We start from the raw sequence: 15963 nt of genomic DNA on the forward strand, positions 1-15963 counted from the left end.
AAGGGATAATGAAAATAATTTTTGCCTCAAATAATGCCAATAAACTCGCCGAAATTCAGGCAGCCCTTGGAAATGAATTTCAATTGGTGTCGCTTAGTGATATTGGTTTCTCGGGCGATATTCCCGAAACGGGTCGCACGCTTGAAGCCAATGCACTGCAAAAGGCCAGATATATCTTTGAGCGCTTTAATACTCCTGTTTTTGCCGATGATTCGGGATTGGAGATCGAGGCTTTAGATGGAGAGCCCGGCGTTGACACGGCGCATTATTCTGGAAGCCGCGATGCTGCCGCAAATATTGCTAAAGTGCTAAGCGGGCTTTCAAATCAGAAAAACAGACAGGCGAAATTCAGAACTGTAATTGCGTTTATTGACGACGATAGTGAAGAATTATTTCAAGGTGAAGTGCGAGGGACTATTTCAATGAAAATGAAGGGCGAAAAAGGTTTTGGTTACGATCCCATTTTCGTTCCCGAAAACGACAGCCGTACCTTTGCCGAAATGGAAAAATCAGAAAAAGCAGCCCAAAGCCATCGTGTGCGGGCGTTAGAAAAGTTTGTTGAGTACTTAAAAGCCGGTCATTGATTCAATATATTTAAGGATGCGTGGCATATGTTTGCTGCGTTTTATGATTGGTACCTTAACCTTAGAATGCTAATTATTAGTGTTTTATTATTAGACGTTTCAGACCTGTCAAGTTTTGAAACTTAGCCGCGATCACAACCGGAAGGGGGTAAAACTGGCAGGTCTCTGCGCGCGGTCAAAACGAAGGGTCGGAACATCAAGGTAAATTCATTCCATAAAACCCTCTCGCGACCCGCGACTCGAGACTAGCGACCATCAGACTCGCGACTAAATCAAACCGTCGCGTCAATAATCATAGAGATAAGTTCTGTTTTACTAATCCCCATGGCCTCCGCTTGTTGGGGAACCAGACTTTTATCAGTCATTCCGGGTACGGTGTTAATTTCAATGACATAAAACGCTTCTCCGTTCATTTTGTAATCAATGCGCGAAACACCCTTGCAATTGAATAGTTTATAGATCTGTTCGGACAAACGCTGGCATTTTTCGTAAAGATGAGCCGGAATTTGAGCTGGCGTTATTTCTTCAGTTTGGTCGTATTCGTACTTTGCCGCATAATCGAAAAACTCTTTCCGCGTCGTTATTTCGGTAATATGAAGTGCTTTTGGACCGTTTTTGGTGTCTAATACGCCGCATGTAACTTCTCTTCCCGCCAGAAATTCTTCTATTAATACAGATCCACCTTTGCTCAAAGCGAGTTCCACGGCTGATTTTAGCTCGCCAATTGTTTTTACTTTCGATACTCCCAGACTCGATCCGCCCTCGTTTGGTTTTACGAAAAGGGGCATTTTCAATTCGCGTTCAACAGCCTCCTCGTCCAAATCGGCAAGAGATTCGAGCAAAATTCCCGAGGCGCAATTAAACCCCATTTTATTTAAAACACGGGTTGTAAATATTTTATTGAATGTAATTGAGGTATTCATTACCCCGCCCGAAGTGTAAGGCATCCCAATCATGTCAAAATATCCCTGCAGTTTTCCATCCTCACCTGGAGTTCCGTGGATAATGATAAAGCATAAATCGGGTATTATCTTCTTATTTTCAACTGTGTAGCTAAAGTCATTCTTGTCAATAAGGCTTTCGCCGAAAGGCGTAACGGCATACCAACTATCTGGAGATATGACAATAAGTGTTGGGTCAAACCGCTCTTTATCAATATGCTCAAATATCATATTGGCACTTTTCATAGATACGGCTGCTTCGCCCGAAAATCCACCGCAAACAATCCCAACTTTTTTCTTCATAGTATATTTATCTTCGCCCAAAGGTAATTCTGTTTAGGTGCGCCTAAAAAGGCTTTTCAGAGAAATTTAAACACCCTACAATGCATAAGTCGGTAACGTGAAATAATACGAACTTATTATTTGCGTTGTTGCATTACAGGAGTTTGGGTTTGAGTGCTATCTTTGCCGACATCCTTATCATTTCATGAAAAGATTTTTTACAACAATTACAGCAGGAAGATTATGGCTAAACATTTTGTTAATAGTCGTTTTCTTACTCATACTCGTTACCGTTTCCATGTATTTACTCAGGTTGTACACCCAGCACGGTGAGTCAACTTCGGTACCCGATTTAACCGGATATCCTTTAAATCAAATTTCTACGGTGCTTACAAATAGCGATTTGCAATACGAAATAGCCGATAGCATTTATAGCGACGAAGTGGGTAGGGGAGTTGTGGTTTCGCAAAACCCTGATCCCAACATGAATGTAAAGCGGGGCAGAACCATATTTCTAACCGTAAACAGCATTTTGCCCGAAATGGTTATTGTACCCGAATTAGTGGGAAGATCACGCCGCATTGCCATTCCGCTCCTTGAAATTGCCGGTTTAAAACTCGAAAATCTGACCTATAAGCCAGATGATTCGTGTACAGATTGTGTTTTGGGAATAGAATACGAGGGAAAACCCATAAAGCCAGGCGAAAAAATCAGGAAAGGACAGCAGATTACAATCATCCTTGGTCGACAATCTAATGTGAGTACTGAAGTGCCAAATGTGCTCGGTAAAACCTATAAAGAAGCCATTGAAATAATCAATTCCCAATCGCTTAATATGGGCGAAATATTATCGTGTATTGGCTGCCTAACGGCTCAGGATACCATATCTTCCTTTGTGGCAAATCAACTTCCTGGTCGTGGAGCAAATATCACGCTGGGCTCGTATATAGACCTTTATCTAACGATGGATCCGGATGTTTCGAAATCGTTTGAATCAGAAATTGATACTACAGAATATGAAATGGAGTAGCCTTATAATTTTATTTTTCTCTTCAGCCTTTGTATTTGGCCAGGAGATGCTTGTTCCCCTTACGGGAAATACCACCCTTTTGAAAAAATCAAAAATATGGAAATCAAACGCCCAAGATATGAAATCGGGCGATTTACTGACCTTGCCTTTTATTGATGATTTTGCTGTGGACCGATTTCCGGGAAATGAAGAAGGCTATATTCCCCTATGGGAAAACCGATCGGCTACCCGAAATACCGGCTGGGGCAAAAACCCGCCAACTCTTGGTGTTGTTAGCCTCGACGGTGCCGATGAAGTGGGATATCCATATAGCTGGAACCTGCAACACGGCCCTGCCGATACACTGCTTTCTTGCGCTATAGATTTAACAGCGAGTGCCGAAGACGGAATCGGGCTCAGTTTTTATTACCAGCCAAGGGGCAATAATTACTATTTAAACAATATCGAAGATTCGCTTATGCTCGAATTTTATGCGCCCGAGCTGGATCAATGGTTTATGGTGTGGTCAACATCAGATATTTCCAGTCCCGACGCGTTTACGTTCGTTTATTTGCCCATTACCCTAGCGAGGTATTTAAAAGAAGGATTTCAGTTTCGGTTTACTAATATTGCCCCATTAAATGGAGCTGTGGGCACCTGGAATCTCGACTATATCTGGCTTGACCAGAATTCCGCAAACTCCAGTCCTTCTAATAACGATGTGGCATTTGTAAATCAGCGGCATACTTTTCTCAACGATTATACTGCAATGCCGCGCGACCACTATGCCACTAATCCGGTAAGCTTTATGCGCCCCGATATTAAGGTGCTTTTGCGCAATCTAAATACCGTTCCGCGTACCCTTGCAGGCAATCAGATTAGAATTTTATACCAAGGCACCGAGTTGGGAGTGTATCCCAATGCGAATGAACCCGGTATTGCGGGTGGCGACACGCTTCCATACACCCACAATGTGGGTGCTTCGCCAAATAATATTGTTTTCGATGCTTCATTAAGCGATACCGAACTTGAATTTGAAGTGCAGATTTTACATGGAGTTTCAGATTTCTCGCCTACTGCCACAAATGATACCATGCGTTTTAAGCAAAATTTCTTTACTAAATATGCCTACGACGATGGGCAGGCTGAATATGGATATGCTTATCCAACTTCGGGGGCAAGTGTTGCCTTGAAGTATCTAAATTATAAATCTGATTCTATTTTTGCTCTCAGCATTTATACCATGCCGATTGATTATGATATTGAAAACTCAATATTTAATATCAAAATCTGGGAAGATTCCGGAAATGGCCCTGGTACAGAATTGGGCACAGCACAGGTAAATTTGCAATTCGGATTGGATGAATTTCAGGAAAGCTTGGTTTACACATTTGATGAACCTGTGTATGTGCCATCAGGAAGTTTCTTTGTAGGATATACCCAGACCACTCAAACAGAAGGCGTAAAAGTAGGGATAGATATTAATACCAATGCCAATCCAACAAGGCTTTATTATAAATTTGGCTCAAGCTGGAATGCATCAAGCTTTCAGGGTTCGCTTATGCTTCGCCCCATGTTTACATCTAATGGCTACCAAGATATTTTTACTGAAATAGAAGACCGAAATGTGCTGCCCGGAATAAAAATTTACCCCAACCCGGCAAACGATTTCGTTGTAATTCAGGCTGATACGAATTTAAGATTTAATGTTTCTGTTTATGATATCAGTGGTAGAATGCTTAGTGAAAAGTGGCTTTCGCCAAATAGTCGCTTAGACATTTCTACCCTACAAAGCGGGGTGTATATTCTTATGCTTGAGGATGAAAACGGACGACGTGGATCTAAAAAATTGATTGTAAATAAATAGAATGAGCGAAGCAGAAGATCCCGAAGACGAAGATCAGGAGTTATTTGAACACTATAATATTACTGCCGATAAGGGTCAGGAACCGCTTAGAGTAGATAAGTTTTTAATGGATCGCATTCCGAATACCTCGCGAACCAAGATAAACGATGCGGCGGCAGATGGGTATATTCACGTAAATAAGGTTGCTGTAAAAGCAAATTATAAGGTTAAGCCATTAGATGAGATAACCGTAGTTTTGCCTTATCCGCAACGCGAGTTAAAGCTTATTCCGCAAGATATCCCGCTTGAGATTCTGTACGAAGACGATACGCTTATAATATTGAATAAACCACCCGATATGGTTGTGCATCCCGGGTTTGGAAATTACACCGGCACGATGGTAAATGCTTTGGTTTATCATTTTGACAATCTTCCAGAATCACAAGGAGATCAGCCACACAGACCTGGACTCGTGCACCGGCTTGATAAGAATACAACAGGTGTAATGGTTGTGGCTAAGACCGAAAGAGCATTAACCGATTTATCGCTTCAATTTTTTGAACGCACTATAGACCGGCGCTATGTAGCCTTTGCCTGGGGCGATATTCAGGAAGATGGTGAAATAGAAGGCCACTTGGGTCGTTCGTTGAAAAACAGAAAATTGATGACTGTTTTTCCTGAAGCTGATTATGGAAAGCATGCGCATACAAGGTATAAAGTGCTTGAGCGACTCAATTATATTACTGTTGTAGAATGTAAGCTCGAAACGGGCAGAACGCATCAAATTCGTGCGCACTTTAAGCATATCGGTCACCCCTTGTTTAACGATCCCGAATACGGTGGAAATAAAATTCTAAAGGGAACCACGTTTTCAAAATACAGACAATTTGTAGTCAATAATTTTGACATTCTTCCACGGCAGGCACTCCATGCGCGCAAGTTGGAGATCACCCATCCAATTACACGCGAGAGAATGAGTTTTGAAGCACCACTACCCGACGATATGCAAAGAGTGCTAGAACGGTGGCGAGCATACATTAGTACAAGAAATGATGCATAACGGTATCTGGTTTTACCGGAAAAAGACAAAATGAATAGTATTAAATGAAAAACCCCGACCTAGGCCGGGGTTTTTCAATTTGTATTTAATCAGATTCTTACTTAACATCAATCAGATAAGGTACGCGCGCTTGAATTCCGCGCATATTTTTAAGGTCTTTTATTTCTTCAAAATACTTAATCAATTCTGCATCGTCACCTAGTTGCGCATTTACAAAGCTCTGGCTGATATTCATACCGAGGTCTTCAAATAACTTTTCAATAGGATCTTTGCGCTTTGGATATTCTTTTCGGGCATAATCTTCTAATCCTGCCAGTTTTGCAGCTTCCGCTATAGCAGCTTCCAACCCGCCGTACTCATCTATAAGGCCTATACCCATAGCATCTGTACCACTCCAAACACGGCCCTGACCTATAGAGTCGATTTTTTCTGTGGTCATATCTCTTCCTTCGCTTACGCGAGAGAGAAATGTATCGTAAGTATTATCTACGCTGTTTTGCAAAATCGCGTACTCAGCATCTGTCAGCGGACGAGAAACTTCGCCAAAATCAGCAAATTCACCTGTTTTAACTCCATCAAATGTAATTCCGAGTTTATTATTAAAGAAGCCCTTCATATTCGGCAATATGCCAAAAACTCCAATAGAACCCGTAATAGTATTTGGCATTGCGAAAATTTTATCCGCGGCAGCGCTAATATAATATCCACCAGAAGCGGCCACATCGCCCATAGAGACCACAAGAGGTTTAGTTTGCTTGGCGAGCATGGTTTCTCTCCAAATTACATCACTGGCTAGTGCACTTCCTCCCGGCGAGTTTACGCGCAATACAATTGCCTTAACTGAAGAGTCTCTTCGCGCTTCGCGAATGGCTAGGGCAAAAGTTTCGCTGCCAATTCCTTCATCCATACCTTCACCGCTGTTTATAGCACCTGAAGCATAAATAATGGCTATTTTATCTTTCTTAAAATCAAAGCCGTTGTTGCCTGGCTTAGATGCTTTGATGTACTTCCGAATGGTAACAGACTTCAAATCCTTATCGGCTTCTGTTTCTGTTTTTTCTTTTAATACATCTATCAACTCGTCGTAATACATGGCACCCGATATCAATCCTTTTTCTACCGCATCAGAAGCGCGTTGTATTTGGTACTCGTCTGCCATGGCCTGCAAATCGGCTTCCGAAATATTTCGTGCTTGTGAAATACCAGTTTTCATATTTGTCCAAATAGAACCCAACCATTTTTCTGTCTGAGCTCTGTTAGCCTGGCTCATTTCATCCATAATAAAAGGCTCTACAGCACTTTTAAACTTATTATTCGAACCGCGAATAATTTGTGCCTCAATACCAAGCTTATCAAGCGTTCCTTTAAAAAAAGTAGCGCCCACATTGAGACCTCTAAAGTCTACTACACCTTCTGGATAAACATAAATTTCGTCGGCTACAGAGGCGAGATAATACGCTTTTTGCGAATAAACCTCCGAGTAGCTTACAATCCATTTGCCTGACGTTTTAAAGTCTATCAGCGCATTTCTGATTTCACCTACGGTTGCCATCCCGGCAGCAACGTAACTCATATCCAGAAAAATACCCGGAACTCTATCGTCAGTTTTAGCCTTTTCTATATTCGAAAGTATTTGGTTTAACCCCAATGGAGAGGCGGCATTAAACATTCCGAAATTGAAGTTAAATTGGTCGTCGGGTCCCCGATCTACAATAGGTTCATTGAGCTCAATATGCAAAATGGTATTGTCTTCTACCTTAGTAACTTTACTTGATTTGTCTAAATCGCTAAACGCTGCTGAAATGGCTCCGCCAATAACGATGATGAAAATCAGGAAGAACAAAAACATGGAAATGATAGTTCCAGCAATGCTCGCCAACATGAATTTAAAAAACTGCTTCATTATTCCTTTTAATTTTGTGGCAAATTTACATTATCAAATTAAATCTTTCTCTATGAATTACATCAATGGTATGAAGATAGTTTTAACGGACTAAACCATGGCTAAAGCGCACGACGTTTATTTATCACTCGGAAGTAATATCGGCAATAGAGCTGAGTTTTTGCGTTTTGCAATACAAGAACTTGAGCGAAGTCTTTCTCTGGTTTCAGTTTCTCCAGTTTATGAAACAGAGCCATGGGGATACAATGATTCTAAGCCCTATTTAAATATGGCTGCCTGGTTTAGAACAGATTTTTCTGCACAAGATTTACGGAAATTGACTTTCGAAATCGAAAAAGCGGCAGGAAGAGAGGAAAGGATTAAACAAAGCATGAACGACTACCAAGCCAGAACACTCGATATAGATATTCTTTTTTACGACCAAATTAGAATTTTAGAAAATGATCTGGAAATTCCTCATCCCCGACTTCACTTGCGTAACTTTGTGCTTGAACCTCTTGCAGAAATAAATGAAAATTTGGTGCATCCGGTTTTTGATAAAACGATAAAGGAATTATTAAAAACTTCACCCGATAGTTCAGAAATAAAACGATTTGCTGAAGAACTATAATTACATATCGATTGAGGGTACCATTGGAGCGGGCAAAACTACATTGGCTAAAATGCTCGCAAAGCATTATGATGCTAAACTTGTTCTAGAACAGTTTGAGAATAATGAGTTCTTGCCCAAATTTTACAGCGATCCCGAGAGATACGCTTTTACTGTTGAACTATCATTTTTAGCTGAGCGCTATCAACAAATCAAAAAGCATGAATTGGGTCCTAATCTGTTTAATGATCTTACCGTTGCAGATTACTTTCTCAGTAAATCGCTTGTTTTTGCTTCATCGAATTTAAAAGAAGATGAGTATAAGCTATTTCGGGAGGTTTTTGACATCATGTTTCATAGTGTTCCCAAACCAGACTTACTCGTTTACCTCTATGTGCCCGTTGAGAAATTGCTCACTAATATCCGCAAGCGTGGAAGGCGCTATGAACAGAATATTTCTTACGATTATCTGCAACTCATTCAAAATCAGTATCTCGAATTTTTGAGGAAATATGCAGATCAATTAAAAGTTTTAATTTTAGATGTTTCTGAATTGGATTTTGTAAAAAATGAACAAGACTTTAATTCGATTGTTGAGATAATAGAAAAACCAATATCCAAAGGACTTCACCGAGAAATGGTTTGACATTTAAGGTGTTTTGTCTAAAAGGTCTATTTGTCTTTCAATATCTAAAAAACTATATGTAATATTGCACCCTAATTTAAGAACGACCAACTACCGTTTAAAAACAAACAAAAGTATGAGATTATCAAATGTGAAAGCATTAGCCTTAGTGGCGATAATAGGTTTTGCTACCGCCGCTTGTGGCGGCCTCGGCAAAATGGCAAAATATGCGGAAACTATTAAGTATGACGTGCAACCCAACCCGCTAATTGTGCGTGGTGATAGTGTTGAATTAAATATCAACGGAAACTTTCCTGGAAAGTATTTTAGTAAAAAGGCAATGGTAGAACTTACGCCTACGCTTACTTATGCTGCCGGAAGTACTCCTTACAAAATGGTTTCATTTCAGGGCGAGAGCGCTCCTGGAAACGCTACTGTAATTCCTTACGAAACTGGTAAAAACTTTACGTACAGCGATAAAGTTGCCTACAAGCCAGAAATGAAGGACTCTGAACTTATGCTTAACATCCTTGGGAAACAAGGGAGTAAAGAGAAAGCTTTTGATCCTTTTAAGCTAGCTGATGGTGTTATTACTACTCCACTTTTGGTAATGAGCGATGACATGTCAATCATTGCTAAAGATAAATTTACACGTACTACTTCTCACGAAGCTAATGCAGTAATTAACTATCTGGTAAACTCATCAGTTGTTAGATCAACAGAGCTTCGCGATGATGATATGAAAGCTATTGATTCTTTTCTAAAAGCTTATGGCACCAATTCTGACTATGAATTTAAAGGAGCTACTATTCTTGCATACGCATCTCCTGAAGGTGAGATTTCACTTAATGAAAACCTTGCTGTAGAACGTGCTGAAAGCGCACAGAAAGCAGTTGCGAATGTTATGAAAAGTCACAAAGTGAATTTTGATGCAGATAAATTCTTTAATTTAGTTCCTAAAGGTGAAGATTGGGAAGGGTTTAAAGAAAAAATGATAGCTTCTGATATCGCAGATAAAGAATTAATTCTTCGCATTCTTACCATGTATGCTGATGTAGCAGAGCGAGAGCGTGAAATTAAAAATTTGGCTGCCACTTATACAGAGGTTGCCGAGAAAATTCTTCCAGCTCTCCGTCGTTCACAAATCACTGTTAATTATGACATTGTAGGTAGAACAGACGACGAGATCATTATTTTGGCTCGATCGGCCAATGCAGATTCGCTTTCTATAGAAGAGATGCTTTATGCAGCTACGCTTTCAGATGATATGAATGAGCAGAATGCAATCTATGAAAAAGCTTCTCAAACGTATCCAAACGACTACCGCGCATATAACAATATGGGTGTTATGAAGATGAAGAAAAATGACATGAACGGTGCGAAGCAAATGTTTGAAACGGCACAGTCTAAAGAAGACAACACTTTTTCTAAAAACAACCTGGCTGTAATTAAGCGACTAAGTGGCGACCGAAAAGGTGCAGCTACCGGTTATTCATCAGCTGCCGGTGGTGGAGATGAAGTGAACTATAACATGGGTATTCTGGACATAATGAATGGTAACTACCAGTCAGCAATCCAAAATATGAAAGGTTATAATACTTACAACAAAGCTCTTGCACAAGTGCTTTCTGGTAACAACGAAGCTGCGTTAAGCACATTAAATCAGTCGGACGCGAAAGACACTGCCGAAGGTCAATATTTGAAAGCAATTATCGGTGCACGTATGAACGATGCGAGCATGGTTTCTAATAGCCTTAAAGCATCATATGCCCTTGACGCTTCTCTAAAAGAGAGAGCTGCCGAAGATTTGGAATTCAGAAATTTCCAAAACGAAATTATGTAAGAATTAATTCTTAGATAGAAATTTAAAGCCCGCTCAACTTGAGCGGGCTTTTTTGTTCGCTCAAAGCTTTGATTGCCGATATTCAGCGAGATCGCCATACAATTGTCTAACATAAAACAAAAGAAGAGATATCGAAGCCTACATTGGGCAAATCCAAAACTAAATTCTGACTATGTGATTTTGTTTTCTCTTTAACTGCAACTTACCTTTCTCCGAATACCTTAAAAAAAGTAACCCTTATGAATAAAAAGGCGTCTCCGAACACATCTTCTACGGAATTATTGATATTCATATAATACCACCTTACCGCGCGATCTGTGGGGTATACAAAATAAAGCTAGTCGTGGAATATTAATGTGTGCGGTGGAGCCTCTCCTTTCTGCATCCGACGAGGCCTTTTGCCGACGACCGAAGGGAGTACGTAAGTAGAGGAACGCATAGGGATGCGCGTAAGGCTTGAATAACAGTAGTTTGCAGTTGTACGATACTGGATTTCAATAGCAGGAGATGCTACCACACCAGCTTTTAGTACGAATTATATGAATCCAAGCAATGCAAGGCATGAAGGTGATAGAATTGATGTACCGAAATTCCTAACCTCGTTATTTCGACTGGCCCAATTATACACGTTGGATAAATTTAATAGCTCGGAGAGTGAGATTAGAAAACTGCTCGACGTGTTCTGCGTTTAGTTACCCTGCCTTTGCCGCGCTTGTAGCTGCCCTGAATTTTATAATAGGCATTTATCGTAAAAAAGAAATACGCATCATTATCAGTTGGATCGCCTCGCTGCGCACCGGTAAAAGTTGAATTTAAAGGAAGCTCCCTTCCACTTTCATCCACATAATAACCCAGACTTGGATCGGCAAAATGAGCGGCAAGCTCACCCTGAGTTTGAGAGATAAGATCGTTATCAAAGTAGTTTGTGCTTACATCGTCCATGTAATCGGTGAAGGTAACCCGGTGTACAAGCTGTGCTCCGATAGTCCATTCGCGGTTTAATTCATATCGAAAACCTGCGCCAAGCGGAAGCACCACTGTGTATAAACTATAGTCTACAGGGCCGTCTTCTTGTTTTTGACCTTCTGTTCCCAATGGTTTTAAAGCATACCAGTCGCCATTGAAATTGGCTTTCGGGTTAAACTTGGTGCCGCCCACTCCAAGCGATAAATAAATAGCCGAGGCGTGTTTTCTATTCGCCGAAGACACATTGTATCGGCTGGAATTGGCAAATTGAATGATATCAACCTCCAATTGAAGCGATAGTTCGTATAGAGTAGATCTGAAATGCAGGTTTCTGTTCCGTCTAAAAATCTCTTCGGTAAGGACATCATTGCCACCTACAAGGCCAAAGGCAAACTGGGTCTTGGCATAAACTCTGCTGCCAAGCTGATAGCGGTAGTTTATATGGAGCGCTGGCCGTGTTGCTGACCATTCCAAGTCGTATATAAAATCAGTACCTATTTGATCTCTTCCGCCGAGCTCGCCTAAAAAATTTGCCGCGCCTATACCAAAACCGAATGAGTGGCGCTGTTTTTTCCAAAAGGTATTGACACCGTTGAAGTACTGCGCCGACAAGCCCGACGATAGGAATATCATCAAAACCATTAAAACTCTGCTACCTTTCATTAAACGAATCAAATCTCAACTGTATATTAAGCGACGAAAGATACGAAAATAGAGGAAAAAACTAAATTTCATATTCAAAACTGTTTACAGCGTGCCAAATTACTATACCCGCACATACGGCGATATTAAGCGAATGTTTGCTTCCGTGCTGGGGAATTTCTATTGATCCATCAGCTAAATCAACTATTTCCTGCTGTACACCTTCTACTTCATTTCCAAAAATGAAGGCAGTTTCCAGACTGTAATCCATTTTAAAATCATCGAGCATTAGGGCATTTCTGGTTTGCTCTATTGCCCATATTACAACTCCTTCTTCTCTTAGTTTTTCAAGAGCCTCTTTCGTGGTATTGTAGTACGTCCAGTCTATACTTTCTGTACTACCGAGGGCTGTTTTATTGATTTCTCGATGTGGTGGCTTTGCGGATATGCCACATATGTGCAGCTTTGCACATCTAAACGCATCCATTGTTCTAAAAATCGACCCTACATTTTGGGCGCTTCTTACATTATCTAAAATAATGTGTACCGGAGCTTTAAGCGAGACCTTAAAATCCTCAGTACTCAGCCTGTCAAGTTCTTCGTTTTTGATCTTTATGTTCATAAGAATTAATAAATCGGAGGTATATTCGTTTTAAAAGCCTATATTCTGTGGTATTTTCGTCGTATTAAGCTATAAATTGTGTTGGAAACTAAAAAACCAAAGAAAACTGCCCAAAAGGAAACACCTTTGATGAAGCAATATCTCGGCATCAAAGCTAAGTATCCTGATGCATTACTCTTGTTTCGTGTCGGAGATTTTTACGAAACCTTTGGTCAGGATGCCATTAAGACGTCAAATGTACTGGGTATAGTGCTGGCTAAAAGAAAAAACGGCGCAGCAGCTCATATTGAATTGGCGGGTTTTCCGCATCACTCACTCGATATGTATTTGCCAAAATTGGTAAGGGCTGGCTACCGCGTGGCGATATGCGATCAGCTTGAAGATCCTAAACTTACCAAAACAATCGTAAAACGGGGCGTTACAGAACTCGTTACACCTGGCGTTGCGTTCAATGATCAGGTTCTTGATCACAAATCAAATAATTTTTTGGCTGCGGTCTATTTTCAAAATGACAAAGCCGGACTGGCTTTACTGGATATTTCTACCGGCGAGTTTCTTACTGCCGAGGGTACAATGCCATACATCGAGAAGTTGATGCAGAGCTTTAAGCCGAGTGAAGTGCTTTTTCAAAGAAATTTTGAAGAACGTTTTTTAAATGTATTTGGAGGCAAATTTCACACTTTTAGACTCGATGACTGGGTTTTTACTGAAGAATTTGCTTACGATAAGCTACTGGGCCATTTTAAAACCAAATCGCTAAAGGGTTTCGGAGTAGATAATATGTCGCTGGGAGTAGTGGCATGTGGTGCTGTGTTACAGTATTTAGACGATACCCATCATGAAAAATTAGGGCACGTTTCCCGACTTCGCAGAATAGAAGAAGATAACCATGTTTGGCTCGATCGGTTTACCATTCGCAATCTCGAACTTATTTCGTCCAGCAGCGATGGTGGCACTTCATTGCTCCAAATTATTGATCGCACTATTTCACCCATGGGAAGCAGATTGATGAAAAGATGGTTAGTGCTTCCGCTAAAAACGAAAAAGGCCATCGATCAACGTCTTGAAGCAGTAAGCTATTTTATTGAAAATGAGAAGGTTTCAAATCATATCGCCGCCCAAATTGAGCAAATTGGAGATGTGGAAAGGCTTATTTCCAAAGTGTCTGTCGGTAGAATTAATCCCCGCGAGGTATTGCAGCTTGGCAGGGCCTTAAAAGCGATGGGGCCAATTCAAGAAACACTCTCCAAAACCGGCAACGATACTTTGCATCATATTGCAGAGCAGCTCAATCCTTGCAAGAGCATATTAGATCGAATTTCGACAGAAATTAATGAGGATGCACCTGTTCAAATCGCCAAAAGTGGAGTGATCGCAAATGGGGTAAACGAAGAGCTCGACGATTTACGCTCGATAAAAACGAGCGGAAAGGAGAGGCTTCTAGAAATTCAGAAGCGGGAGGTGGAACGCACCGGAATTACATCGCTCAAAATCGCATTCAATAATGTGTTTGGCTACTATCTGGAGGTTAGAAATACCCACAAAGACAAAGTTCCCGAAGACTGGTCGCGAAAGCAAACCCTCGTAAACGCTGAACGATATATTACTGAAGAGCTCAAGGTTTACGAGGAGAAAATTCTCGGTGCAGAAGAACGGATTTTTAATTTGGAATCCCGGATTTTTAATGATCTGGTAATAAGTATGGGTGGTTTTGTAGAACCGATTCAGCTCAATGCGCGCCGAATTGGTCAATTAGACTGTTTACTATCATTTTCGCGAGTGGCACGTGAGCTAAACTATGTGCGACCTGAAATTAATGAAGGCTTTGTTCTCGATATAAAAGATGGTCGCCACCCTGTTATAGAGCATCAATTACCCATTGGCGAATCATACGTAGCAAATGATGTGTATCTCGATAAAACAACCCAGCAAATAATGATGATTACCGGACCAAATATGGCAGGTAAATCAGCTCTTTTGCGACAAACAGCGCTTATCGTAATCATGGCGCAAATGGGGTCGTATGTACCTGCTTCTGAAGCCAAGATTGGATTGATCGATAAAGTTTTTACCCGCGTCGGAGCCAGTGATAATATCTCGTCTGGCGAATCTACGTTTATGGTAGAAATGAACGAAACAGCGAGTATTCTAAACAATCTATCAGATAGGAGTCTGGTGCTTCTCGATGAAATAGGCCGTGGTACAAGTACTTACGATGGAATAAGCATTGCCTGGGCAATCACAGAATATATTCACGAAAATAAAACATCAAAAGCTAAGACTCTATTTGCCACGCATTACCACGAATTGAATGAGATGCAGGCTCTATTTAAACGTGTGAAGAATTTCAATGTAAGCGTTAAGGAAATAAAAGATAAAGTAATCTTTTTGCGGAAGCTAAAAGCGGGTGGGAGCGAGCATAGTTTTGGAATTCACGTAGCTCAAATGGCAGGTATGCCTCCTTTTGTGGTGTCGCGAGCCACAGAAATCATGACCAGGTTGGAAAAAACACATTCATCAGAAACTTTTGATCCAGGCAGAAAAAAGAGTAAAGATGACAGTATGCAATTGAGTTTTTTCAAGCTTGATGATCCTGTATTAGAGCAGATTCGGGATGAGATAGCGGGAATGGACATTAACTCGCTTACACCCGTAGAAGCATTGATGAAACTCAATGAAATAAAAAAATTGACCGGGAAATAGCTTTTAGTTTTTGCCAATTCAAATTAATGGTTACTTTTGCCAACTCAAATGCGAGAGTAGCTCAGCTGGTAGAGCACGACCTTGCCAAGGTCGGGGTCGCGGGTTCGAATCCCGTCTCCCGCTCAAGAAAAATCCTCCCAAAGAATTTGGGAGGATTTTTTTATGCGCGCATTTCTGCCAAGCTTGCTTGAGCAGAAATGCGCGCATAAAAAAATCACAAGCGCGAAGCGATTGGTGGATTTTTCTAGACAGCCCCCCCTTTGGGATCAATCGCCTTTTTTTTCGGCGATTGAATCCCTTCTTGCTTGAGCAGAAATGCGCGCATAAAAAAATCACAAGCGCGAAGCG

12 protein-coding genes and 1 tRNA gene are annotated in these 15963 nt (G+C 40.9%); 9 read left to right on the top strand and 4 right to left on the bottom strand.

The window, feature by feature from the left end; all coding sequences use genetic code 11:
- Positions 1-8 precede the first annotated feature (8 nt).
- Positions 9-584 (top strand): RdgB/HAM1 family non-canonical purine NTP pyrophosphatase, encoded by a 576-nt coding sequence (gene rdgB / locus G3O08_RS10930; RefSeq protein ID WP_163285407.1) that lies wholly within the window; start codon positions 9-11, stop codon positions 582-584.
- Between the two features lie 272 nt (positions 585-856).
- On the opposite strand, the gene G3O08_RS10935 is transcribed toward rdgB, so the two are convergent.
- On the bottom strand, positions 857-1828 hold the full coding sequence (locus tag G3O08_RS10935; protein WP_163285408.1) for a D-alanine--D-alanine ligase family protein: 972 nt from the start codon (positions 1826-1828) through the stop codon (positions 857-859).
- A 184-nt stretch (positions 1829-2012) separates the two neighbouring features.
- Here G3O08_RS10935 and G3O08_RS10940 point away from each other — a divergent pair, with 184 nt between their 5' ends.
- Genes G3O08_RS10940 through G3O08_RS10950 form a run of 3 tightly spaced genes read left to right on the top strand, consistent with a single transcriptional unit; the run spans position 2013 to position 5722 of the window.
- Entirely contained in the window at positions 2013-2837 is an 825-nt protein-coding gene (locus G3O08_RS10940) for a PASTA domain-containing protein (protein WP_163285409.1), read from the top strand.
- A complete protein-coding gene (locus tag G3O08_RS10945; RefSeq protein WP_163285410.1) occupies positions 2824-4683 on the top strand; it encodes a T9SS type A sorting domain-containing protein in 1860 nt (619 codons plus the stop codon). Before G3O08_RS10940 ends, G3O08_RS10945 begins: the two co-directional genes overlap by 14 nt.
- 1 nt (position 4684) lies before the next feature.
- Positions 4685-5722: an RluA family pseudouridine synthase gene (locus G3O08_RS10950; RefSeq protein ID WP_163285411.1), complete on the top strand. Its 1038-nt coding sequence runs from the start codon at positions 4685-4687 to the stop codon at positions 5720-5722.
- Between the two features lie 97 nt (positions 5723-5819).
- On the opposite strand, the gene sppA is transcribed toward G3O08_RS10950, so the two are convergent.
- The gene (gene sppA, locus G3O08_RS10955; protein ID WP_163285412.1) at positions 5820-7625 is read right to left on the bottom strand and encodes a signal peptide peptidase SppA; all 1806 of its coding nucleotides are present in this window, start codon (positions 7623-7625) and stop codon (positions 5820-5822) included.
- 97 nt (positions 7626-7722) lie between these two features.
- Between sppA and folK the strand changes: the two genes are divergently transcribed.
- The 3 genes from folK (at position 7723) to G3O08_RS10970 (ending at position 10682) form a co-directional block, all read left to right on the top strand.
- The gene (gene folK, locus G3O08_RS10960; RefSeq protein ID WP_163285413.1) at positions 7723-8235 is read left to right on the top strand and encodes a 2-amino-4-hydroxy-6-hydroxymethyldihydropteridine diphosphokinase; all 513 of its coding nucleotides are present in this window, start codon (positions 7723-7725) and stop codon (positions 8233-8235) included.
- Positions 8219-8860, top strand: coding sequence for a deoxynucleoside kinase (locus G3O08_RS10965; protein WP_163285414.1), 642 nt, complete (start codon positions 8219-8221; stop codon positions 8858-8860). Before folK ends, G3O08_RS10965 begins: the two co-directional genes overlap by 17 nt.
- Before the next feature lie 115 nt (positions 8861-8975).
- On the top strand, positions 8976-10682 hold the full coding sequence (locus tag G3O08_RS10970) for a tetratricopeptide repeat protein (protein ID WP_163285415.1): 1707 nt from the start codon (positions 8976-8978) through the stop codon (positions 10680-10682).
- Between the two features lie 660 nt (positions 10683-11342).
- On the opposite strand, the gene G3O08_RS10975 is transcribed toward G3O08_RS10970, so the two are convergent.
- Positions 11343-12281 (bottom strand): DUF6089 family protein, encoded by a 939-nt coding sequence (locus G3O08_RS10975; protein ID WP_163285416.1) that lies wholly within the window; start codon positions 12279-12281, stop codon positions 11343-11345.
- A gap of 91 nt (positions 12282-12372) precedes the next feature.
- Entirely contained in the window at positions 12373-12912 is a 540-nt protein-coding gene (locus tag G3O08_RS10980; protein WP_163285417.1) for an RNA methyltransferase, read from the bottom strand.
- 129 nt (positions 12913-13041) lie between these two features.
- On the opposite strand from G3O08_RS10980, the gene mutS reads away from it, so the two are divergent.
- Positions 13042-15615, top strand: a complete 2574-nt coding sequence (gene mutS, locus G3O08_RS10985) for a DNA mismatch repair protein MutS (RefSeq protein WP_163285418.1) — start codon at positions 13042-13044, stop codon at positions 15613-15615.
- A gap of 50 nt (positions 15616-15665) precedes the next feature.
- Positions 15666-15738 (top strand) — tRNA-Gly (locus G3O08_RS10990).
- Positions 15739-15963: the final 225 nt, after the last annotated feature.

The organism is Cryomorpha ignava, assembly GCF_010686655.1.
GTDB lineage: Bacteria > Bacteroidota > Bacteroidia > Flavobacteriales_D > Cryomorphaceae > Cryomorpha > Cryomorpha ignava.